At 71.8% G+C, this 21,539-nt stretch carries 19 protein-coding genes; 5 read left to right on the top strand and 14 right to left on the bottom strand.

Annotated features, from left to right (window positions below):
* Positions 1–48 precede the first annotated feature (48 nt).
* The 4 genes from ftsL to QUG93_RS07355 all read right to left on the bottom strand — a co-directional run bounded on the left by ftsL (position 49) and on the right by QUG93_RS07355 (position 3,344).
* Positions 49–744, bottom strand: a complete 696-nt coding sequence (gene ftsL, locus QUG93_RS07370) for a cell division protein FtsL (protein WP_289473278.1) — start codon at positions 742–744, stop codon at positions 49–51.
* A gap of 1 nt (position 745) precedes the next feature.
* Positions 746–1,702: a 16S rRNA (cytosine(1402)-N(4))-methyltransferase RsmH gene (rsmH, locus tag QUG93_RS07365; protein ID WP_289473277.1), complete on the bottom strand. Its 957-nt coding sequence runs from the start codon at positions 1,700–1,702 to the stop codon at positions 746–748.
* Between the two features lie 107 nt (positions 1,703–1,809).
* A complete protein-coding gene (gene mraZ, locus QUG93_RS07360) occupies positions 1,810–2,241 on the bottom strand; it encodes a division/cell wall cluster transcriptional repressor MraZ (protein ID WP_058729729.1) in 432 nt (143 codons plus the stop codon).
* A 704-nt stretch (positions 2,242–2,945) separates the two neighbouring features.
* Positions 2,946–3,344, bottom strand: a complete 399-nt coding sequence (locus QUG93_RS07355) for an SCO2097 family morphological protein (RefSeq protein ID WP_289473276.1) — start codon at positions 3,342–3,344, stop codon at positions 2,946–2,948.
* Between the two features lie 147 nt (positions 3,345–3,491).
* Here QUG93_RS07355 and QUG93_RS07350 point away from each other — a divergent pair, with 147 nt between their 5' ends.
* Positions 3,492–4,589 carry a polyprenyl synthetase family protein gene (locus QUG93_RS07350; RefSeq protein WP_434533090.1) on the top strand — a complete coding sequence of 366 codons (1,098 nt, stop codon included), beginning with the start codon at positions 3,492–3,494 and terminating at the stop codon, positions 4,587–4,589.
* A gap of 91 nt (positions 4,590–4,680) precedes the next feature.
* Here QUG93_RS07350 and QUG93_RS07345 read toward each other — a convergent pair whose 3' ends face one another.
* Positions 4,681–5,046 (bottom strand): Rv2175c family DNA-binding protein, encoded by a 366-nt coding sequence (locus QUG93_RS07345; protein ID WP_289473274.1) that lies wholly within the window; start codon positions 5,044–5,046, stop codon positions 4,681–4,683.
* Positions 5,047–5,211: 165 nt separating this feature from the next.
* Between QUG93_RS07345 and QUG93_RS07340 the strand changes: the two genes are divergently transcribed.
* Together QUG93_RS07340 and pknB are read left to right on the top strand one after the other, a co-directional pair.
* Entirely contained in the window at positions 5,212–6,480 is a 1,269-nt protein-coding gene (locus QUG93_RS07340) for a LysM peptidoglycan-binding domain-containing protein (RefSeq protein ID WP_289473273.1), read from the top strand.
* 139 nt (positions 6,481–6,619) lie between these two features.
* Entirely contained in the window at positions 6,620–8,644 is a 2,025-nt protein-coding gene (gene pknB, locus QUG93_RS07335) for a Stk1 family PASTA domain-containing Ser/Thr kinase (RefSeq protein ID WP_289473272.1), read from the top strand.
* 146 nt (positions 8,645–8,790) lie between these two features.
* Here the strand turns inward: pknB and QUG93_RS07330 are convergent, their stop codons facing one another.
* From QUG93_RS07330 to QUG93_RS07320, 3 genes are all read right to left on the bottom strand, one after another.
* Positions 8,791–10,176: a class II 3-deoxy-7-phosphoheptulonate synthase gene (locus QUG93_RS07330; protein WP_289473271.1), complete on the bottom strand. Its 1,386-nt coding sequence runs from the start codon at positions 10,174–10,176 to the stop codon at positions 8,791–8,793.
* Between the two features lie 104 nt (positions 10,177–10,280).
* Positions 10,281–11,012, bottom strand: a complete 732-nt coding sequence (locus QUG93_RS07325; protein ID WP_289473270.1) for a lysophospholipid acyltransferase family protein — start codon at positions 11,010–11,012, stop codon at positions 10,281–10,283.
* A gap of 41 nt (positions 11,013–11,053) precedes the next feature.
* Positions 11,054–12,007, bottom strand: coding sequence for an ROK family protein (locus QUG93_RS07320; RefSeq protein WP_289473269.1), 954 nt, complete (start codon positions 12,005–12,007; stop codon positions 11,054–11,056).
* 174 nt (positions 12,008–12,181) lie between these two features.
* Here QUG93_RS07320 and QUG93_RS07315 point away from each other — a divergent pair, with 174 nt between their 5' ends.
* On the top strand, positions 12,182–14,029 hold the full coding sequence (locus QUG93_RS07315; RefSeq protein ID WP_289473268.1) for an AMP-dependent synthetase/ligase: 1,848 nt from the start codon (positions 12,182–12,184) through the stop codon (positions 14,027–14,029).
* A gap of 100 nt (positions 14,030–14,129) precedes the next feature.
* On the opposite strand, the gene QUG93_RS07310 is transcribed toward QUG93_RS07315, so the two are convergent.
* The 3 genes from QUG93_RS07310 to QUG93_RS07300 all read right to left on the bottom strand — a co-directional run bounded on the left by QUG93_RS07310 (position 14,130) and on the right by QUG93_RS07300 (position 18,303).
* Entirely contained in the window at positions 14,130–14,261 is a 132-nt protein-coding gene (locus QUG93_RS07310) for a hypothetical protein (RefSeq protein ID WP_289473267.1), read from the bottom strand.
* 126 nt (positions 14,262–14,387) lie between these two features.
* Positions 14,388–14,891, bottom strand: coding sequence for a peptide deformylase (locus tag QUG93_RS07305; RefSeq protein WP_289473266.1), 504 nt, complete (start codon positions 14,889–14,891; stop codon positions 14,388–14,390).
* Position 14,892: 1 nt separating this feature from the next.
* On the bottom strand, positions 14,893–18,303 hold the full coding sequence (locus QUG93_RS07300) for a pyruvate carboxylase (RefSeq protein ID WP_289473265.1): 3,411 nt from the start codon (positions 18,301–18,303) through the stop codon (positions 14,893–14,895).
* A 60-nt stretch (positions 18,304–18,363) separates the two neighbouring features.
* On the opposite strand from QUG93_RS07300, the gene QUG93_RS07295 reads away from it, so the two are divergent.
* Positions 18,364–19,176 (top strand): ParA family protein, encoded by an 813-nt coding sequence (locus QUG93_RS07295; RefSeq protein WP_058729211.1) that lies wholly within the window; start codon positions 18,364–18,366, stop codon positions 19,174–19,176.
* Positions 19,177–19,540: 364 nt separating this feature from the next.
* Here the strand turns inward: QUG93_RS07295 and QUG93_RS07290 are convergent, their stop codons facing one another.
* The 3 genes from QUG93_RS07290 to QUG93_RS07280 all read right to left on the bottom strand — a co-directional run bounded on the left by QUG93_RS07290 (position 19,541) and on the right by QUG93_RS07280 (position 21,484).
* Positions 19,541–20,101, bottom strand: a complete 561-nt coding sequence (locus QUG93_RS07290; protein ID WP_289473264.1) for a MerR family transcriptional regulator — start codon at positions 20,099–20,101, stop codon at positions 19,541–19,543.
* A gap of 199 nt (positions 20,102–20,300) precedes the next feature.
* A complete protein-coding gene (gene ftsR / locus QUG93_RS07285) occupies positions 20,301–21,005 on the bottom strand; it encodes a transcriptional regulator FtsR (RefSeq protein ID WP_289473263.1) in 705 nt (234 codons plus the stop codon).
* Positions 21,005–21,484 carry an FHA domain-containing protein gene (locus QUG93_RS07280; RefSeq protein ID WP_289473262.1) on the bottom strand — a complete coding sequence of 160 codons (480 nt, stop codon included), beginning with the start codon at positions 21,482–21,484 and terminating at the stop codon, positions 21,005–21,007. The genes ftsR and QUG93_RS07280 overlap by 1 nt, the downstream gene beginning before the upstream one ends.
* Positions 21,485–21,539 lie beyond the last annotated feature (55 nt).

Below are 21,539 nucleotides of genomic sequence, written 5' to 3'. Positions count from 1 at the left end.
CGGTGCGGTCCTTCCCGGGTGGTGCAGCAGGGTGTCCCGGCGCGCAGGTCACCGGGTGGTGGGTGCCTGGAGCGGGTTCGCGTCGGACTCTACGTCCGGCGTCGAGGATGCCCCGGTCGACGCGCTGGCACCTGCGCTGTTCCCAGCGGCGCCACCGGCCTCGGTCGTCGCGGCACCGCGCTCGGTGGCGGGCGCCGACTGCTCGGTGTCCTTCGTGCTCGGGGTCGCCGGGGCTGCGGCAGCGCCCTCCGGCTGCTGGTCGGCGAGCGGCACCGGGTCGAGCAGTGCGTTCGGGACCTGGTTGTCGGTGCTCGCGGTCGCCTCGTCCGGCGCGGCCGGGGTCGGGGTGCCGTAGACACGACCGGTCTGCGGGTCGAGGTACACCGGCGTCGAGTTGGCGATCATGCCGAGCGACTGCGCGTTGCGGGCCAGGTTCTGCGGGGAGTCGAGCACCCGGAGCTCCTCGGACAGCGACTGCTGCGTGCGCGAGAGCTTCGTCTGCTCGGCGCCCAGCGAGTCGAGCGTGTACGCCCCCTGGCTGAGCACCATGCTGATGCCGAGCTGCGCGAGCAGCAGGACGCCGAGCGCGACGACGGCCACGATCGCGTAGGCGATCTTCGGCCGGGCTCGGCGCTGCGCCTTCGACGGCGTGACCTCGACGAGCTCGGGGCGGTCCCGGCGGGGCGGCTGCGGGGCACGCGACGGGACGACGACGGGGTCGACGAGTGCGAGGTTCGTGCTCATGTCACTTCCGGATCCGCTCGGCCGCGCGCAGGCGCACGGGGATGGCTCGGGGGTTGGCGGCGCGTTCGGCCTCGTCGGCCAGTTCCGCGCCCTTGACGACCAGGGAGTAGGTGGGGGCGTGCTCCGGCAGCTCGACCGGCAGTCCGGCCGGTGCGCTCGACGTCGTCCGTTCGACCAGCGCCCGCTTGACCAGGCGGTCCTCGAGGGACTGGTAGGACTCGACCACGATGCGACCGCCGACGCCGATGGTGTCGAGCGCGGCCGGGATCGCCCGTTCGAGCACCGCCAGCTCGGCGTTCACCTCGATGCGGAGCGCCTGGAAGACGCGCTTCGCCGGGTGCCCCTGGCGCTGGATCGCCACCGGGGTCGCGTCGTGCAGCACCTGCACGAGGTCACCGGACATCGTGAACGGTCGCTCTGCGCGGCGCTCGACGATCGCACGGGCGTAGCGGCCGGCGAGCTTCTCCTCGCCGTAGCGCTGGAAGATGCGCCGGAGCTCGCCCTCGTCGTAGGTGGCGAGGACGTCGGCCGCGGTCTGCCCCTCGGTCCGGTCCATCCGCATGTCCAGCGGGGCGTCCTGGCTGTAGGCGAAGCCGCGTTCGGCACGGTCGAGCTGCAGCGAGCTCACGCCGAGGTCGAACAGCACGCCGTCGACCTGGTGGAACCCCTCGCCCTCCACCGCCTCGACGATGCCGTCGTACACGGTGTGCACGAGCCGCACGCGGTCGCCGAAGCGCGCGAGTCGCTCCTCCGCGATGCCGAGCGCGTCGGTGTCGCGGTCGAGCCCGATGAGCGTGAGGTCCGGGAACCGCTCGAGCAACCCCTCGGAGTGGCCGCCCATGCCGAGGGTGGCGTCGACGACGACCTTGCCCGCGCCGTCGAGGGCGGGTTCGAACAGGTCGACGATGCGCTGGAGCATCACCGGCGTGTGCGGGAACTTCGGCTGGTCTTCGGCCATGTGCAGCCCCTCGGTCCTCTGGGCCACGCACCCGGATCCCCATCCATGCGACCTGACACCGGGGAAGGTGTGTCAGGGCACCACGGCTGGGAGTCCCGATCCGCGGATCAGAAGATCCCCGGGATCACCTCCTCGTCGTTGTCGGCGAAGCCCTCTTCGACCTCGGCGTAGTAGGCCTCCCACGCGGGGGTCGACCAGATCTCGGCACGGTCACCGCTGCCGATGACCGTGAGGTCCCGCTCGAGCCCCGCGTACTCACGGAGGTTCTGCGGGATCGTCACGCGGTTCTGCTTGTCCGGGGTCTCCGCGCTCGCTCCGGAGAGGAACAGGCGCATGTAGTCCCGGGTGCGCTTCGACGTCATCGGGGCCGTCCGGATGCGCTCGTGCAGTTGCTCGAACGTGTCCGCGCTGAACACCACGACGCAGCGCTCCTGCCCACGGGTCATCACGAGCCCCCCGGACAGTTCGTCCCGGAACTTGGCGGGGAGGATCACGCGACCCTTCTCGTCGAGTTTCGGGGCATGGGTACCGAGCAGCACGTCGGGACCTCCCCTCCGCTCCACCGGACCGTCGCGTCCCCCACTTTACTCCACTTCGCTCCCCACGGAACGGTCCGAACTCCCCGAACTGCCCGGATCCCCCGGACTGGGGCGGTCGCCAGGCACGGTCACGAGCGCGATCTCCCGTCCGATCCGCGGAACGGCGGGCCCGTGGAGCGGAGTGGGGCGCGTGGAGGGAAGTGGAGGACTTTCGCAGTCTCGGGACCACCGAGGGGCGCGCCGGACGGGAGGCACGGCGCCGGCCGGACGGGAGGCACGGCGCCCGCCCGCCCCGCGCCTCCCGTCCGTCAGCGGTCGCCCTGCTGCCGCCAGCGCCCGTTCCTTCCCATGACGCGCTTGATGGAAAGTGGAACCGGGCGTACCCGGTGGTCCCGTCCGACCAGGTACGCCCGGTCCGACCAGGTACGCCCGGTCCGACCAGGTACGCCCGAACCGACCAAGTACGCCCGAGCCGACCAGGGAAGCCCGATCGCACCAGGTACGCCCGAGCCGACCACGGAGGCCCGAACCGACCAGGGACGCCCGATCGCACCAGGGAGGCCCGAGCCGACCACGGAGGCCCGAACCGACCACGGACACCCGATCCCCGTCAGGGATGCCCGCTGCGCTGCGGAGACCCCGAACACGACAGCGGGGCCGGTCCCGATGGACCGGCCCCGCTGTGGAGGTGTGTGGAGGACCCGCTACTGGTTGCCCGGGTCGTTGCGCTTGTCCCAGCGCTCGTTCATGCGGTCCATGAACGATCCGCCGGACGACGGCCGCGCGGGACGTCCGGGCTTCGGGACACCGGACCGCGGCGTCGTCGCCCCGGCCTTCGGCATCCGCATGCCCGGGCGCAGCGCGTAGAGCACGCCGGCGAGCATGACGACGAACCCGGGCAGACCGAGCCACGGCTGCTTGAGGGCGAGTGCGAGGACCACGATCCCGATGCCCACGAGGGCGCCGAGCACGCCGATGGTGATCGAGGTGTAGCTCGCTCGGCCCTGACGACGCGTGACACGCGCCACGAAGTCGGAGTCGTTCTGGTAGAGGCTCCGCTCCATCTCTTCGAGGAGTCGCTGCTCTTGCTCCGAGAGTGGCATCTTGTTTCCCTCTTGTTCCTGGGGATGCTGTCTGGGTGACCGCTGGTGTGCCGCGCCGCCGCCGGGTAGCGGCACCGCTGAAGTGGACCGATTCTATGTCTCGACCGCTCCACTAGGGTAGGGACCGTGGCTGAGAGTACGCGATTAGTGGACCTCGTATCGGCGCGGGTCGAACGGGCCCTCGACGAGCAACGTGAACGGCTCCTCGCCATCAGCCCCGACCTCGAGCCGTTCGACCGCTACGCCCGTGACCTGCTGTCCGGCGGCAAGCGCTTCCGCGCCCTGTTCTGCTACTGGGGCTGGCAGTCCGTGGCCGGTCGGTCCGGGTCGTTCGACCCCCTCGCCGAGGGCTCCCGTCAGACCACGGCCGAGGCGGTCGTGACCGTCGCGGCAGCGCTCGAGGTCTTCCACGCCGCGGCGCTCGTGCACGACGACATCATGGACCGGTCGGACACCCGCCGTGGTCGTCCGGCGGCCCACCGCCGCTTCGAGTCCCTGCACGAGGAGTCCGGCTGGGTGGGCGACCGCGCGCTGTACGGCACGAACTCGGCGCTGCTGCTCGGCGACGTGCTGCTCTCGCTGAGCGACTCGGTCTTCGACGAGGGCCTCGCCCTGCTCGACCCCGCGCGGGCGCGGATCGTCCGCCAGGAGTTCCACACCATGCGGCTCGACGTGACGGCGGGGCAGTACCTCGACGTGCACGAGGAGACCGCCTGGCCGACGATCGACGAGTCCGAGCACCTGGTCCGGGCGCAGCGCGTCATCGTCTTCAAGTCCGCCAAGTACTCGATCGAGGCGCCCCTCGTGATCGGCGCCCTGGTCGCCGGCGCGTCCGAGGCCCAGCTCGAGGGGCTCCGCTCCTTCGGTCTGCCGCTCGGCGTCGCCTACCAGCTGCGCGACGACCTGCTCGGCGTGTTCGGCGACCCCGGGGTCACCGGCAAGCCCGCCGGCGACGACCTCCGTGAGGGCAAGCGCACCGTCCTCATCGCCTCGGCCCGCAAGGCACTGCCGTCGGGCCCCCGCCAGCTCCTCGACGAGCTGCTCGGCGACCCCGAGCTCGACGAGGACCAGGTGCAGATGCTCCGTGCCACGCTCACCGAGTCGGGTGCGGTCGCGGCGGTCGAGCGGTCGATCGACCGGCACGTGCAGCGCGCCAAGGCCGCGCTCGCGGCCGCTCCGCTGACGCCGTCGGCGCGCGAGCAGCTCGTGTCGCTGGCCGACACGGTGAGCCGCCGGGTCGCGTAGCCGACCGACCACCTGACGGACGGGAGGCCCGTGGCGACGTCGCCACGGGCCTCCCGTCCGTCAGTGGGAGCGGTCGGTCCGGACGGGCCGACTACAGGAGGGACTGCGCGATGCGGCGCACCTCGGCCTTGCGGCCGGCGCGCAGCGCCGCGATGGGCGAGGTGCCGAGGGCCGGCTCGTCGGAGAGCATCCACCGCACGGCCTCGTCGTCGGAGAACCCGTTGTCGCCGAGCACGACGAGGGTGCCCCGGAGCTCCGGCAGCGGCTCGTCGCCGTCCAGGAACTCACTCGGCACCCGCAGGATGCCGTCGACGCGGGCGGGCAGCAGCGTCTTCTGCTCGAACAGGCGGTGGATCCGGCCGGGGGTCACCCCGAGCAGGTCCACCAGGTCCGGCACCGTCAGCCAGCGCTCGGAGAGGGTCGTGTCGTCGGTGGGTGCAGCGCTCACGGATCCCATGTTGCCAGAGCGGTCGAGCGGTCGTGGTCCCCCCGACTGGTCACACGAGTCACACGCGCAACATCGTGCTCTCTGGTTGACTTGGGAATCACGCCATGTCAGCGTGGAGCCACCTGTGAGTGCTCGCACCCGCGCACGGCTCACCCAGGACAGGAGACACCCCCCGTGGACAACGCTGCAGACGACGTCGCCCGACGCGCTCGATCCGCCCGGTTCGCCACCATGCCGATCGTCCTCGCCGGCACGATCGCGGTCACCGCGGGCCTGACCGGCCCCATCGCGCACGCCGAGCCGCGGCACGACGACGACGCTGCGAAGAAGCGGCACGTCGACGAGGACCGCAACGTCGGCGACCGTCCGGTGTTCGGCACGGCCGTGGCCCGGCCGGCGACGACGACCGTCACCACCGTCGCGGCCGTCTCCAAGGCCCCGACCACCTACACGGTCCGTCAGGGCGACACGGTCTCCGGCATCGCCGCGCGGTTCGGGCTCTCCGCGCAGGAGGTGCTCGTCCGGAACGGCCTCGGGTGGAACACGATCATCCACCCCGGTCAGACGCTGCACCTGTCGTCGAAGCCGGCCGCGACCGCGGCGGCGCCCGCGAAGTCGACCGCGACGGGGAGCGGCAGCTACCACGTGAAGTCCGGTGACACGGTCTCCGGCATCGCAGCCCGCGTCGGCGTGTCGACCTCGTCGATCCTCGCGGCGAACGGCCTCACGCAGCGCTCGGTCATCTACCCCGGGCAGACCCTGACGATCCCCCGCGCCGGCAGCGCCGTGACGCCGGCGCCGGTCGCGAGCACCGCTCCCGCGGCACCGTCGCGCGCCACGAGCGTGAAGATCGTCGCCGGCGACACCATCGGCGGCATCGCGGCGAAGCACGGCGTGTCCGTCAAGGCGCTCCTGGCGGCGAACGGCCTGAGCTACACGAGCACGATCTACGCGGGGAAGACCCTGGTCCTCCCGACCGCGACCACGAAGCCGACGACCACGCCCACGGGCGGCGCCGTCACGACCACGGTCGGCAGCGTCAACGGCGTCGAGCTGACCGGTGAGCAGCGCCGGAACGCCGCGACGATCGTCGCCGTCGGTCGCACCCTCGGCGTGCCGGACCGGGGCATCGTGATCGCCCTGGCCGCCGCACTGCAGGAGTCGAGCCTCCGCAACCTGTCGCACGGCGACCGCGACTCCGTCGGCCTCTTCCAGCAGCGTCCGAGCCAGGGCTGGGGCACGGCCGCCGCGCTCCAGGACCCGGCGACCGCGGCCGAGCTGTTCTACTCGGGCAACCCGGGCAAGACCCGCGGTCTGCTCGGCGTCCGGGGTTGGTCCTCGATGAGCCTGACCGCTGCGGCGCAGGCCGTGCAGGTGTCGGCGTACCCGAACGAGTACGCCAAGTGGGAGCAGACCGCGCGCGCCCTGCTGGCCTCGCTCTGATCCTGTCGCCCTCGGGGCGTCCCGGCGCGGCACCGCGCCCTGGCCGTGCGACGGAGCGAGTCATCCTCGAGATCGAGATTGGATCACGACCGGTGCGTCAGGTCGGGCGCGGCCAGGACGCCTTCGTAGAATGCCGCCGATGACCACGAACGCCGCCACGGACCCGATGATCGGTCGGATGATCGACCAGCGGTACCGCGTGCGCTCGCGCATCGCCCGCGGCGGCATGGCGACCGTGTACCTCGCCACCGACGTCCGGCTCGAGCGTCGCGTCGCGATCAAGATCATGCACGGGCACCTGGCCGACGACCAGGCGTTCCGCGACCGCTTCATCCAGGAGGCCCGGTCCGCCGCCCGCCTGTCGCACCCGAACCTGGTCGGCGTGTACGACCAGGGCGCCGAGGACGACACCGCCTACATCGTGATGGAGTACATCCCGGGCATCACCCTGCGCGACCTGCTGCAGGAGCACCGGGCCCTGACCCCGGAGCAGGCAACCGACATCCTGCGTGCCGTGCTCGCCGGGTTGGCATCCGCGCACCGCGCCGGCATCGTGCACCGCGACCTCAAGCCCGAGAACGTCCTGCTCGCCGACGACGGCCGCATCAAGCTCGGCGACTTCGGCCTGGCGCGGGCGACGACGGCGAACACCGCCACCGGGGCCGCCCTGCTCGGCACCATCGCGTACCTCTCCCCGGAACTCGTCACCCGTGGCGCCGCCGACTCGCGCAGCGACATCTACGCGCTCGGCATCATGCTCTACGAGATGCTCACGGGTGAGCAGCCCTACAAGGGCGACCAGCCGATGCAGATCGCGTACCAGCACGCGAACGACACGGTCCCGGTGCCGAGCGCCGCCGAGCCCGGGGTGCCGCCGGAGCTCGACGACCTGGTCGCCTGGGCGACGGCCCGCGACCCCGACGACCGACCGCGGGACGCGCGCGACATGCTCGACCACATGTCCGGCGACCTGCAGCGCGCGACCGGCCAGTACCGCACCGCGGTGCTGCGTCCCGAGAACGCCACCGCGATCCTGCCGGCCGGCGGTTCCTCGCCGGCGTCCGCGGACAGCGGCGACGCCACGGACGCGACGCGCGTGATCGCCGGGTCCACCGGTGGGACGCCGGCTGCCCCCGCGCGGCGCGGTGCGCCCGGTCCCCGTCGCACGGGAGCGCCGGCCGGCGCCCTCTCGCCCGCAGGACAACGGCTCGCGGACAAGTCCGCCAAGCGTCGCCGACGCGGCTGGATCGTGCTGGCGGTGGTCGTGGTGCTCGCGATCATCGCCGGCGTGGTCGGCTGGGCACTCGGGCCGGGGCCGCTCGGCAACGTCCGGATCCCCGAGGTCACGGGCAAGTCCGTCGCCCAGGCGCGGCAGCTCCTGCAGGCACAGGGACTCCAGCCCGCGGCCCGGACCGGCACCCGGTACGACGCGGTCGTCGCGAAGGGCCAGGTGTCGACCACCAAGCCCGCTGCCGAGCGTGAGGTCCGCAAGGGCACCGCCGTGCAGATCGTCGTCTCCGGCGGCCCGCGCCTGATCACCCTGCCGGCCATCGTCGGTCAGCCGCTCTCCAAGGTGACCGCCGCGCTCGACGACGACTTCCAGCTGCAGGACGACCAGTACGAGTTCTCCGCCGACGCCCCGAAGGACACCGTCATCGCGGCGAAGGGCCTCGGGACGGACGGGCAGACCGTCGACCTGTCGTCGGTCGAGACCTACGGGGAACGCGGTCCCGTGACCCTGACGGTGTCGCTCGGGCCGGTGCCCGACGTCACGGGCAAGACGGTGGACGAGGCGACGTCGACCCTCGACGGCGTCGGGCTGACGGTCGGGGCGCAGCAGGAACAGTACAGCGACGAGGTCCCGAGGGGGCAGGTCATCTCGGCGGAGGTCGAGGACTCCCCCGCCGTGCAGGGCTCGGCCGTCGACCTCGTCGTCTCACGCGGTCCGACACCGATCACGCTGCCCGACGTCGCCGGCAAGACGATCAACGACGCCACCTCGACGCTCGAGAACCTCGGCCTCCAGGTGGAGGTGCCGGACTGCACGAACGTGCTCTGCCGGTTCTACGACTGGAAGTCCTCCCTGCCCGTGCGTGCGATCGACCCCGTGCAGGGATCGACGGTGTACCGCGGCGACACCATCACGCTCTCCTACGAGCAGTAGCCGCGCGGCGCGGCGCCGCGGCGGCGCACCGCGGCGCGGCTCACGGTGCGGACCAGCTCCGTCGTCGGCACGCGGGACGCGCACGGGACGGACGGGAGGCACGGTGCCAGCTGGCACCGTGCCTCCCGTCCGTCCTGCGGCGCGACCTACGGACGCACGTACGGGTGGGCGCTCAGCTCCTCGGCCACCAGGAAGGCCAGCTCGAGGGACTGCATGTGGTTCAGCCGCGGGTCGCAGAGCGACTCGTAGCGGGTCGCCAGCGTCGCCTCGTCGATCTGCTCCGACCCACCCAGGCACTCGGTGACGTCGTCTCCGGTCAGCTCGACGTGCATGCCGCCCGGGTACGTCCCGACCTGCCGGTGCGCCTCGAAGAACCCGAGGACCTCGTCGACGACGTCGTCAAAGCGGCGGGTCTTGTAGCCGGTCGGCGTGGTCAGGCCGTTGCCGTGCATCGGGTCGGTGACCCACAGCGGGTTGGCGTCCATGCCCTTGATCGCCTCGAGCAGCTTCGGCAGCTCGTCGCGGATCCTGCCGGCACCCATGCGGGTGATGAACGTCAGGCGGCCGGGCTCGCGCTCGGGGTCGAGCTTGTCGACGAGCGCCTTCATGTCGTCGACGCTCGTGGTCGGGCCGAGCTTGACGCCGATCGGGTTCCGCACGCGCGACAGGAAGTCCACGTGCGCACCGTCGATGTCGCGGGTCCGCTCTCCGATCCAGATGAAGTGCCCCGACGTGTCGTAGGCCTGCCCCGAGCGCGAGTCGATGCGGGTCATCGGGCGCTCGTAGTCCATGAGCAGCCCCTCGTGCGAGGCGTAGAACTCGACGTGCTTCAGGGCCTCGAAGTCGGCGCCGCACGCACCCATGAAGCGGATGGCGCGGTCGATCTCCTGCGCGAGGTGCTCGTAGCGGGCGTTGGCCGGGTTCGACGCGAAGCCCTTGTTCCAGGAGTGCACCTGGCGCAGGTCCGCGAAGCCGCCCTGCGTGAACGCGCGCACGAGGTTCAGGGTGGACGCCGCGGTGTGGTAGCCCTGGACGAGTCGGCGGGGATCGGCCTGGCGGCTCTCCGGCGTGAAGTCGTACCCGTTGACGATGTCGCCGCGGTACGCCGGCAGGGTGACGTCGCCGCGGGTCTCGAGGTCACTCGACCGGGGCTTGGCGAACTGCCCGGCCATCCGGCCCATCTTGATGACCGGCATCGACGCGCCGTACGTCAGCACGACGGCCATCTGCAGGATCGTCTTGACGCGGTCGCGGATGGAGTCGGCGGTCGCGCCCGCGAAGGTCTCGGCGCAGTCGCCGCCCTGCAGCAGGAAGGCGCCGCCGGACGCCGCGACCGCGAGCCGGTCGCGCAGGTTGTCGACCTCGCCCGCGAAGACGAGCGGCGGCAGCGTGGCGATCTCCGCCGAGGCAGCCTCGGCCGCCGCGGGGTCCGGCCAGGTCGGCTGCTGCTTGATCGGCAGGGTCCGCCAGTGGTCGAGGCCCCCGATGACGTCCGGATCCTGCAGGGCGACGAAGTCGGTCGACTCGATCAAGGCGGTACCTCGGTGTTCTGGGTCGGTGGGACGGGCTCCGACCGGGGCCGGAGTCCTCAGATCCTACCGTCCGAGCGCGACGCCCCGCTGCCGTGTGACTCGGGCTACGACTGCCCTGCGACCGGGCCGCGGCGGTCCTTCATGACCTGTTCGCGGGCGCTGCTCGCGCGCTCCTTGACACTCGTCGCGTAGACGTCGACGTACTCCTGCCGGCTCAGACCGGCGAGCTCGTGCATGACCTCGTCCGTCACGCTGCGCAGGATGAAGCGGTCGGTCTCGAACCCCTCGAAGCGCGAGAAGTCGAGCGGCCTGCCGAAGACGACGCCGACCCGCTTGAACTTCGGGAACTTCTGCCCGATCTGCTGGACCTCACGGGTGCCGATCATCGCGACCGGCACCACCGTGACGCGCCCCTCGAGGATCATCCGGGCGATGCCGGTGCGCCCGCGGTAGAGCTTGCCGTCGGGGCTGCGGGTGCCCTCGGGGTAGATGCCGAGCTGCTCGCCCCGGGCGAGGACCTGCAGGCCGGTGCGGAGCGACGCCTCGGACGCCTTGCCACCGGAGCGGTCGATGGGCAGCTGGCCGATGGCGTTGAAGAACGTCTTCGTCGCCCAGCCCTTCAGCCCGCGACCCGTGAAGTAGTCGCTCTTCGCCAGGAACGAGATCCGCCGGTCGAGGACCGCGGGCAGGATGACCGAGTCGATGAACGAGATGTGGTTCGACGCGAAGATCACCGGGCCCTTGGCGGGCACGTGCTCACGACCGATGACCCACGGCCGGAAGAGGGTGAGGATGAGCGGGCCGAGCAGGAAGTTCTTGAGCAGCCAGTAGGTCATCGTCGACTCCAGTTCGGGACGCGCGTGCCGTCGGGGTGACCCTACGCCGTGCGGGCGTGGATGCGGGCGAGGTCGGCGGCACCGACGACGCCGGCGTCGTTCACGAGCTCGGCGATCACGAAGTCGGGCTCCGGGTGGTAGCCGCGGGCCGGCAGGTTGTTCAGGTACGCCTGCTTGATCGGCTCGAGCAGCCGGTCCCCTGCGCTCGCGACGCCGCCGCCGAAGACGAACAGCTGCGGGTCGAGCACGGCCGAGAGCGACGCGCAGGCCTCGCCGAGGTGACGACCGAGACGCCGCAGGGCCGCGAGGGCACCCGGGTCGTCGGCCAGGATCAGGTCGCCGACGATCCCGCCGTCGAGGTGGCCGCCGTTCTGCTCACGTGCGTCCGCGAGCGCGGACCCGATGCCGCCGGCGTCGGCGACGTCGTTCGCCATCCGCTGCAGGGCGCGACCGGAGCCGTACTGCTCGATGCAGCCGCGGGCGCCGCATCCGCAGGGCAGGCCGTTCGGGACGATCCGGAGGTGGCCGATCTCGCCGCCGGTGCCGAACCCGCCGCGGAACAGGCGGTCCTCGGTGACGATCGCGCCGCCGACGCCCGTGCCGATCGTGAGCATCGTCATGTCGGAGACGAGTCGACCGGCGCCGAAGCGGAACTCGGCCCAACCGGCGGCGTTCGCGTCGTTGTCGACGGTGATGTGCAGGTCGCCGAGGCGCTCCTGGAGCTTCTGCCGCAGGGGCTCGTTCCGCCACCGGATGTTCGGCGTGTAGTAGACGATCGACTGCGACGCGTCGATGAAGCCCGGTGCGGCGACGCCGACGGCTCCCACGTCGTGGGCGGCCCGCAGACGCGAGACCATCGTCACGACGTCGTCGAGCATGGCGTCCGGGTCCGCCGCGTTGGTGGCGACGCGGTCCTCGGCGATGATCTCCCCGAGCTCCGTGACGACCGCACCCGCGATCTTGGTGCCCCCGATGTCGATTCCGATGGCATGCACGAGCATCGACCCTACCGCCTCCCGGTGGCTGGACCGAACGCGCGACGACGGCTGACGAGGTGCTGCGAACCGCTCGTCCGGGCGGCCCCGCTCCGGATCGCTCCCCGTATGCTGGCGGTGTCGCCTCATCGTCGAGGCGTCCTCGTATCGAACCGGCCGACAAGGGAGTCAACCGTGAACGATCAGCGGCTGCCCGCACCCACCTCCGCACCCGACCACGGCTCCGCAGCCCGGCTGCTCTCCGAGCGGGCGCGTCGCACCCCCGAGCGGCCGATCCTGGCCCAGCGGCACGGCGACACCTGGACCCCGGTCACCGCGGCCGACACGCTCGCCCGGGTCCGCGGCATCGCGAAGGGGTTCGTCGCCGCCGGGCTCGCACCCGGCGCGCACGTCGCCATCCTGTCGCGCACCCGCCTGGAGTGGACGCTCGTCGACTTCGCCGTGTGGACCGCCGGCCTCGTCTCCGTCCCCGTGTACGAGACGAGCTCCCCCGACCAGGTGCGCTGGATCCTCTCCGACTCGGAGACCGTCGCGATCGTCGTCGAGCAGGAGGAGCACGCCCGCCGGGTGGCCGCCATCGCCCCGGACCTGCCGCACCTCGGGCAGCACTGGACGATCGACGGCGGCGGGCTCGACGACCTCGTGCGGCTCGGCGAGACCGTCACCGACGCCGAGCTCGACGCCCGCACGGCCGACGTGCACGGGCACGACGACGCCACGATCATCTACACCTCCGGCACCACCGGCCGGCCGAAGGGCTGCGTGCTGCGGCACGACAACTTCACCGGCACCGTCGAGGGGGCGACCGAGGCCATGCCGGAGGTCGTCGCCGACGGGTCGTCGACGCTCCTGTTCATCCCGATGGCCCACGTGTTCGCCCGCTTCATCGCGGTGATGTCGATCTCCACCGGCGTGCTCGTCGGCCACGAACCGGACACCCGCGACCTCATGCGGGCGGTGTCGACCTTCAAGCCGACCTTCCTGCTCGCGGTCCCCCGTGTCTTCGAGAAGATCTACAACTCCGCGGAGCAGAAGGCCGACCTCGGTGGCAAGGGCCGGGTCTTCCGCGCGGCCGCAGCCGTCGCGGTCGCGCACTCCGAGGCGGTCGCCGCCGGTCGGGTGCCACTCGGTCTCCGGGCGCGCTACGCCCTGTTCGACAAGCTCGTCTTCGCGAAGCTGCGTGCGGCGATCGGCGGGCGTGTGGAGTACGCCATCAGCGGCTCGGCACCGCTCTCGCCGCGGCTCTCGCACTTCTTCCGGTCGATCGGCGTCAACATCCTCGAGGGCTACGGCCTGACCGAGACCACGGCACCCGCGACGGTGAACCGCGCCGCCGAGCTCCGGATCGGCACGGTGGGCCGGGCGCTGCCGGGCGTCGAGGTCCGCATCGCCGACGACGGCGAGGTCCTGATCCGGGGTGTCGACGTCTTCGACCGCTACTGGCACAACGAGGAGGCGACCGCGAAGGCCTTCGTCGACGGCTGGTTCCGCACCGGTGACCTCGGCCGGCTCGACGCCGACGGCGTGCTCACCGTCACCGGCCGCGCGAAGGAGCTCATCGTCACGGCGAGCGGCAAGAACGTCGCACCGGCCCCGCTCGAGGACGGCATCCGGGAGCACCCGCTCGTCGGTCAGGTCGTCGTCGTGGGCGAGGGGAAGCCGTTCGTCGCCGCGCTCGTGACGCTCGACCGCGAGATGCTGCCCGGCTGGTGTGCGGCACGGGGCATCGCCCCGGAGCTGACGCCTCGTGAGGCCGCCCACGACGAGCGCGTCCACCAGGCCGTGCAGGAGGCGATCGACGCCGCCAACCAGCGCGTCTCCCGCGCCGAGTCCGTCCGGTCCTTCACCATCGTCGACACGGAGCTCACCGAGGCGTCGGGGCACCTCACCCCGAAGCTCACGATCAAGCGCGCGGTCGTCATGCGCGACTTCGCCGCCGACGTCGAGCACATCTACTCGGGATCGAAGGTCCAGACCACGGCGACCCCGGTGGTCGAGTCCCGACGACGAGGGCGCGGGTAGGGACCGGGCGACGCACTGGAGGCCCGGTGCCGGTCCGTCGGACCGGCACCGGGCCTCCGGTGCGTTGCTGCGCTGTTCGCGGGGCGCGACCCGCGCGGGCTCAGCGCTGCGGCTCCAGGGCGGCGTCGGCGACGTCGAGGACGGCGACCGGGGAGGTCGCGACCGGAGTGGGATCCGGGCGGCGGTTGGTGCGGGTGCGGTGCGAGCTGAGCTCGTCGTTCTGAACGGTCATGCTGGGTGTCCTGAGTGGTGGGAGACGTGTCGGTGGGAGGCCGACGCGGACACCGTACCTCGCTGTCGGGTTGTACGGACAATCCCGCGAAGGGGTGTCACGACCTGTCCGCCGACAGCCGCCCCGTCAGTGGAACCAGTCCTGCCCGCGGATGTCCCGGAGCGCGCCCCGACGGACCTCCGGGTCGAGCGTCATGACGTACACCGTGCCGTCGAGGTGGTCGACCTCGTGCTGCAGCGCCTCGGCCATCAGCCCGGTGCCCTCGAGCACGACCTCGGCGCCGTCCACGTCCACACCACGGACCTTCGCGTAGGTGTGACGGGGCGTCGGGTAGGACAGGCCGGGGACCGACAGGCACCCCTCGTCCATGAGCTCCCGAGCGCCTCCGACCTCGACGACCTCGGGGTTGAGGACGTACCCGACGACGCCGTCGACGTTGTAGGAGAAGGCGCGGAGCCCGACGCCGATCTGCGGCGCGGCCACGCCGGCGCGGCCGGGCTCCTTGACGGTGTCGACGAGGTCCTGGACGAGGTCGCGGACACCCTGGGAGCCCAGGGCCTCCGGAGGGATCGGGTCCGAGGGGGAACGGAGGACGGGGTCGCCGAACAGGCGGATGGGACGGACGGTCACGTTACTGCAGCACCACCAGGAGGTCGCCGGCGTCCACCTGCTGGGTCGCCGGGATCGCGAGACGGCCGACGGTGCCCGACACGGGCGCCGTGATGGCCGCTTCCATCTTCATCGCCTCGATGCTCGCCACGGCCTGTCCGGCCTCGGCGACGTCACCGACGGCGACCTTGAGCGTCACGACGCCGGAGAACGGCGCCGCGACGTGCTTCGGGTCGGACGCGTCCGCCTGCTCGGCGGCCTTCGTCTCGACCACGACCGAACGGTCACGGACGGCGACCGGACGGAGCTGCCCGTTCATCGTCGTCATGACCGTGCGCATGCCCCGCTCGTCGACCTCGCCGATCGCCTCGAGCCCAACGAGCAGGTCGACACCCCTACCGAGCGGCACGACGTGCTCCTGGCCCGGACGGAGCCCGTAGAGGTAGTCGGTCGTCGGCAGCACCGACAGGTCGCCGTACTGCTCGCGGACCTGCTCGAACTGCCGGGTCGGCTGCGGGAAGAGCAGGCGGTTGAGGGCCTGCTGCCGCTCGGGGCCGGGCGTCGCGAGGTGCGCGCGCTCGGCGTCCGGGACGGGTTCGACCTCGATCCGGACGTCACGCCCGGCGAGCACCTTCGAGCGGAACGGCTCCGGCCAGCCGCCGGGCAGGTCGCCGAGCTCGCCGGCCATGAAGCCCACCACGGAGTCCGGGAGGTCGTAGTGCTGCGGGTTCTCCTCGAAGTCGGCCGGGTCGGCGCCCACCGCCGCGAGCTGGAGCGCGAGGTCGCCGACGACCTTCGAGGACGGCGTCACCTTGGTCGGGCGTCCGAGGATCCGGTTCGCCTCGGCGTACCAGTCCTCCACCTGCTCGAAGCGGTCGCCGAGGCCGAGCGCGATGGCCTGCTGGCGGAGGTTCGAGAGCTGCCCGCCGGGGATCTCGTGCCGGTACACGCGACCGGTCGGACCGGGCAGGCCGGACTCGAACGGTGCGTACGCGCGCCGCACGGCCTCCCAGTAGGGCTCGAGCGCACCGACCGCGGCCAGGTCGAGCCCGGTGTCCCGCTCGGTGTGCGCGAGCGCGGCCACGAGGGCCGACATGCTCGGCTGGCTCGTCGTGCCCGCCATCGGCGCCGCCGCGACGTCGACGGCGTCGGCACCGGCCCGTGCGGCTGCGAGGAGCGTCGCGAGCTGTCCGCCGGCGGTGTCGTGGGTGTGCACGTGCACCGGCTGGTCGAAGCGCTCGCGGAGCGCGGCGACCAGCCGTTCGGCGGCGCCGGCGCGGAGCAGACCCGCCATGTCCTTGATCCCGATGACGTGGGCGCCGGCCTCGACCATCTGCTCGGCGAGCCGGAGGTAGTAGTCGAGCGTGTACAGGTCCTCGGCAGGATCGAGGAGGTCGCCGGAGTAGCAGAGCGCCGCTTCGGCGACGGCCGTGTCGGTGGCGAGCACGGCCTCCAGGGCGGGTCGCATCCGGCTGACGTCGTTGAGCGCGTCGAACACGCGGAACACGTCGACGCCGCTTGCGGCGGCCTCGGCGACGAAGGCGTCGGTGACCTCGGTCGGGTACGGCGTGTAGCCGACCGTGTTCCGGCCGCGCAACAGCATCTGCACCGGGATGTTCGGGATCGCCGTCCGGAGGGCGGCCAGGCGCTCCCACGGGTCCTCGCCGAGGAAGCGCAGGGCGACGTCGTAGGTGGCGCCGCCCCATGCCTCGACGCTCAGCAGCTGTGGGGTGAGCCGGGCGACGTGCGGTGCGACGGCGACGAGGTCCTTCGTCCGGACCCGGGTGGCGAGGAGCGACTGGTGCGCGTCGCGCATCGTCGTCTCGGTGACGGCCAGGGCGGTCTGCGCGCGCAGCGTCCGCGCCCACTCGGCGGGGCCGACGCGCAGCAGCAGGTCGCGCTGGCCGGACGGCGGCGGCGAGGACAGGTCGACCGCGGGCAGCTTCTCGCTCGGCTCGACCGTGTGCGGACGTCGCTCACCGTTCGGCTTGTTCACCGTGACGTCGGCGAGCCAGCCGAGCACCTTCGTGCCGCGGTCCTTCGACACGTGGCCGCCGAACAACTGCGGACGCTCCTCGATGAACTGCGTCGAGACGTCGCCGCGCGCGAAGTCCGGGTCGTCGAGGACGGCCTGCAGGAACGGGATGTTCGTGCTGACACCGCGGATGCGGAACTCGGCGAGAGCGCGCTTCGCGCGGGCGACGGCGGCCGGGAAGTCGCGGCCCCGGCACGTCATCTTCGCGAGCATCGAGTCGAAGTGCGGGCTGATCTGCGCGCCGGTGGCGACCGTGCCACCGTCCAGCCGGACGCCCGCGCCACCGGGACTGCGGTAGGTGGTGATCTTGCCGGTGTCCGGGCGGAAGCCCTGCGTCGGGTCCTCGGTCGTGATGCGGGTCTGCAGCGCGGCTCCGTGCACGGCGACGGTGTCCTGCGACAAGCCCAGGTCGGCGAGGGTCTCGCCCGCGGCGATGCGCATCTGCGACTGCACGAGGTCGACGTCGGTGACCTCCTCGGTGACGGTGTGCTCGACCTGGATGCGGGGGTTCATCTCGATGAAGACGTGCTGCCCGGCGCGCTCGCCCTCGGTGTCGAGCAGGAACTCGACCGTGCCGGCGTTCACGTACCCGATCGACCGCGCGAACGCCACGGCGTCTCGGTGGAGCGCTGCGGCGATCGACGGGTCGAGGTCCGGCGCCGGTGCGATCTCGACGACCTTCTGGTTCCGCCGCTGCACCGAGCAGTCGCGCTCGAACAGGTGGATCGTGCCGGCGTCGGTGCCGGTGGCGTCGGCGAGGACCTGCACCTCGATGTGCCGCGGACGGATCACCGCCTGCTCGAGGAACATCGTCGGGTCCCCGAAGGCGCTGTCGGCCTCGCGCATGGCCGCCTCGAGCGCGCCTCGGAGCTCCGCCTTCGTCTCCACCCGGCGCATGCCACGTCCGCCACCGCCGGCGACGGCCTTCGCGAAGACCGGGAAGCCGATCGCGTCCGCGCCCGCCAGCAGCTCGTCGACGTCGCGACTCGCCGGGGTGCTCGCGAGGACCGGGACGCCGGCCGCCACCGCGTGCTCCTTGGCCGTGACCTTGTTGCCGGCCATCTCGAGCACGTGCTCGCCGGGGCCGATGAAGGTGATCCCGGCCGCAGCGGCCGCGGCGGCGAGGTCGGGGTTCTCCGACAGGAACCCGTACCCCGGGTAGATCGCGTCGGCACCCGACTCGCGGGCGACACGGATGATCTCGGAGACGTCCAGGTAGGCGCGCACGGGGTGCCCCGGCTCGCCGATGACGTACGCCTCGTCGGCCTTCAGCCGGTGCAGGGAGTTGCGGTCCTCGTACGGGTAGACGGCCACCGTCCGGGCCCCCAGCTCGTACGCGGCACGGAACGCGCGGATGGCGATCTCGCCTCGGTTCGCCACGAGGATCTTCGTGAACACGACGTCCCTTTCAGCCCGGGTTGAGGTGTCACAACCCTACTGGCGGTAACGTGGCTCACCGTGCATGTACTCAGCGTGAGCTCCCTCAAGGGTGGTGTCGGAAAGACGACGGTGACGCTCGGCCTGACTTCGGCCGCGTTCGCCAAGGGACTGCGCACGCTGGTGGTGGACCTCGACCCGCAGTCCGACGTCTCCACGGGCCTCGACATCGACATCTCCGGCCACCTCAACGTCGCCGACGTCCTCGAGAACCCGAAGGAGAAGATCGTCCGGCAGGCGATCGCTCCGTCCGGGTGGACGAAGGGCTCCCAGGGCAAGGTCGACGTGCTCGTCGGCTCCCCCTCGGCGATCAACTTCGACGGACCCCACCCCTCGATCCGGGACATCTGGAAGCTGGAGGAGGCGCTCGCCAACGTCGAGCAGGACTACGAGCTGGTCCTCATCGACTGTGCGCCGTCCCTCAACGCGCTCACCCGGACGGCCTGGGCCGCCTCGGACCGCGTGACGGTCGTCACCGAGCCGGGCCTGTTCTCCGTGGCCGCCGCCGACCGAGCCCTCCGCGCGATCGAGGAGATCCGCCGTGGGCTCTCCCCCCGTCTGCAGCCGCTCGGCATCATCGTGAACCGTGCCCGCGTGCAGTCGCTCGAGCACCAGTTCCGCATCAAGGAGCTCCGCGACATGTTCGGCCCGCTCGTGCTCTCGCCGCAGCTGCCGGAGCGCACGTCGCTGCAGCAGGCGCAGGGTGCGGCGAAGCCGTTGCACGTGTGGCCGGGTGAGTCGGCGCAGGAGATGGCGAAGAACTTCGACCAGCTGCTCGAGCGCATCATGCGCACGGGCAAGATCGGCCCGTACGCCGAGGGCGGCGCAGCCTAGCGCGGCGGCGGCTGCGGCCCTGCACGGCCCGTTCGGCTTCGCCGAGCGGGCCGTTTCCGTCTCGCTCGGCGGCCGTCAGCGACTGGTCCTGCCCGCTGGACGATGCCCGCGCGGCATGTCCTGCCCGCTCGACGATGCACGCCCAGCGACGCGTCCGTCCCGCTCGAGGGTGCGCGCGCGGGCTTCCTCGCCCGTTCCGTGACACTGATCGAAGGACGACCGCCTCGGGACGGGCTCGGCGCCGGTCAGCGAGTGCGCAGGACGCGCCATGAGTGTCGCGCTGAGCGGGCAGCACTCGTCGGCAGGGAGCGCCGAGTGTCGCAGGAACGGCTCGGTCGCGAGCGGGGTGGAGCTGCGGCGGAGGTCAGGAAGCGCGGGTGGCGCGGCGGGCGGCGAGCTCGTCGTCGGGGTCGGCCGCCGGAGTGGCGTCGAGCTCGACGAGGGAGCTCTCGACCTCACGGAGGACCTTGCCGACGGCGATGCCGAAGACGCCCTGACCGCGGGACACGAGGTCGATGACCTCGTCGTCCGAGGTGCACAGGTAGACCGAGGCACCGTCGGACATCAGCGTCGTCTGGGCCAGGTCGGACACGCCCGACTCGCGGAGCTGGTTCACCGCCGTCCGGATCTGCTGCAGCGAGATGCCGGTGTCGAGGAGTCGCTTGACGAGCTTGAGGACGAGGATGTCGCGGAAGCCGTAGAGCCGCTGCGATCCGGAGCCGGCTGCACCGCGGATGGTCGGCTGGACGAGCTCGGTACGGGCCCAGTAGTCGAGCTGGCGGTACGAGATGCCGGCTGCCCGCGCGGCGACGGTGCCGCGGTAGCCGTTCTGCTCGTCGTGCTCGGGGAGGCCGTCGGTGAAGAGCAGACCGAGGTCGTACCGGGTCATCTCGGACTCGGTACCGGGGGTGTCAGTCCCACTCATGTGCATGCCTTCCACGACGTTCGAGCTCCCACCCGAAGGTTCAACGACGGGTTGAGAGTTGTTCCGAGGTCCACGGTAGCGACTCGGGTGCTCCGCACGCGGCACATCCGCTCCGGCGCGTCCGGCGTGTCGACGATACGCCTCGACCACCGACGACCGACAGGGCCTCGGGGTCCCGCCGACGTCCCCGGACTGCTCGTCATGCGTCGAGCCGACCGATGGCCGCACGCACCAGCGCGGTGCGGACGACCTCGAGCTGGCCGGCGATCTCGCGCGCCAACTCGGTGGCCTTCGCACGTGACGTGGCGTCACCACGTCGGGACACCGGCATGAGGGCCGACTCGATGAGCCCGACCTCGCGCTCGACCACGCCCCGCATGGACCGCAGGTGGCGTGGTTCGATGCCGGTGCGCTGCAGTTCGACCAGTGCCTTGAGCACCGCGACGGCGTCGTCCCCGTAGGTGTCGGCCGCGGGGAGCAGGGACGCGGAGACAGCGTCGGAGAGCAGCATCGGCGAGGCGCCCGCGGCGCGGACCGTCTCGTCGCGGGTGTACCGGCGCTCGCGACCGAGGATCGACGGCTTCGGTGCATCCCCACCACCCGGCAGGACCGGCTCGCGGCCCGCATCGAGGTCGGCCAGGTAGTCCTTGATCACCTTCAGCGGCAGGTAGTGGTCACGCTGGAGCCCGAGCACGATCCGGAGCCGTTCGACGTCGGCCGCCGAGAACTTCCGGTACCCGCTGGCGGTCCGGATCGGCGTGACGAGCTCGCGTTCCTCGAGGAACCGGAGCTTCGAGCTGGACAGGTCCGGGAACTCCGGCTTCAACCGGGCGATGACCTGCCCGATGGTGAGCAGGTCCGGCACCGCGGCCCCGGCTCGGGCCGCGGCGGACCGCGCAGCCACTACGCGTTCGCCAGGCGCGCCAGGTCGACCCGGGAGGCGTAGAACGTCAGCCGGAACTTGCCGACCTGGACCTCGGCACCGTCGGTGAGCAGTGCCTCGTCGATGCGCGCACCGTCGAAGTACGTGCCGTTGAGCGACCCGTTGTCCTTGACGCTGAACGCGGTGCCGTGGCGGAGGAACTGTGCGTGCTTCCGGGACACGGTGACGTCGTCGAGGAAGATGTCCGCGTCGGGGTGGCGTCCGGCCGTCGTGACGTCGGAGTCCAGGAGGAACCGCGCACCGACGTTGGGACCACGCCGGACCACGAGCAACGCCGAACCGGACGGCAGCGCGTTGACCGCGTCACGCTCCTCGGTCGAGACACCGGACTCGGCGGTGAGCGCCGCTCCCATGTCCATGCTGAAGGTCAGGGTCGTGTCGACCAGCCGCTGTTCCGGTGTCTTCTGACCACCCGACTGCGGGACCACTGGCTCTGGCATCGTGGACCTCCTCCTCTTGGCGCACCAGCGTATCGGAAACGGGTGACCGTGCGGG

This window comes from Curtobacterium caseinilyticum, from assembly GCF_030363035.1.
GTDB lineage: Bacteria > Actinomycetota > Actinomycetes > Actinomycetales > Microbacteriaceae > Curtobacterium > Curtobacterium caseinilyticum.
This window is presented reverse-complemented; position numbering and strand designations above follow the sequence as displayed.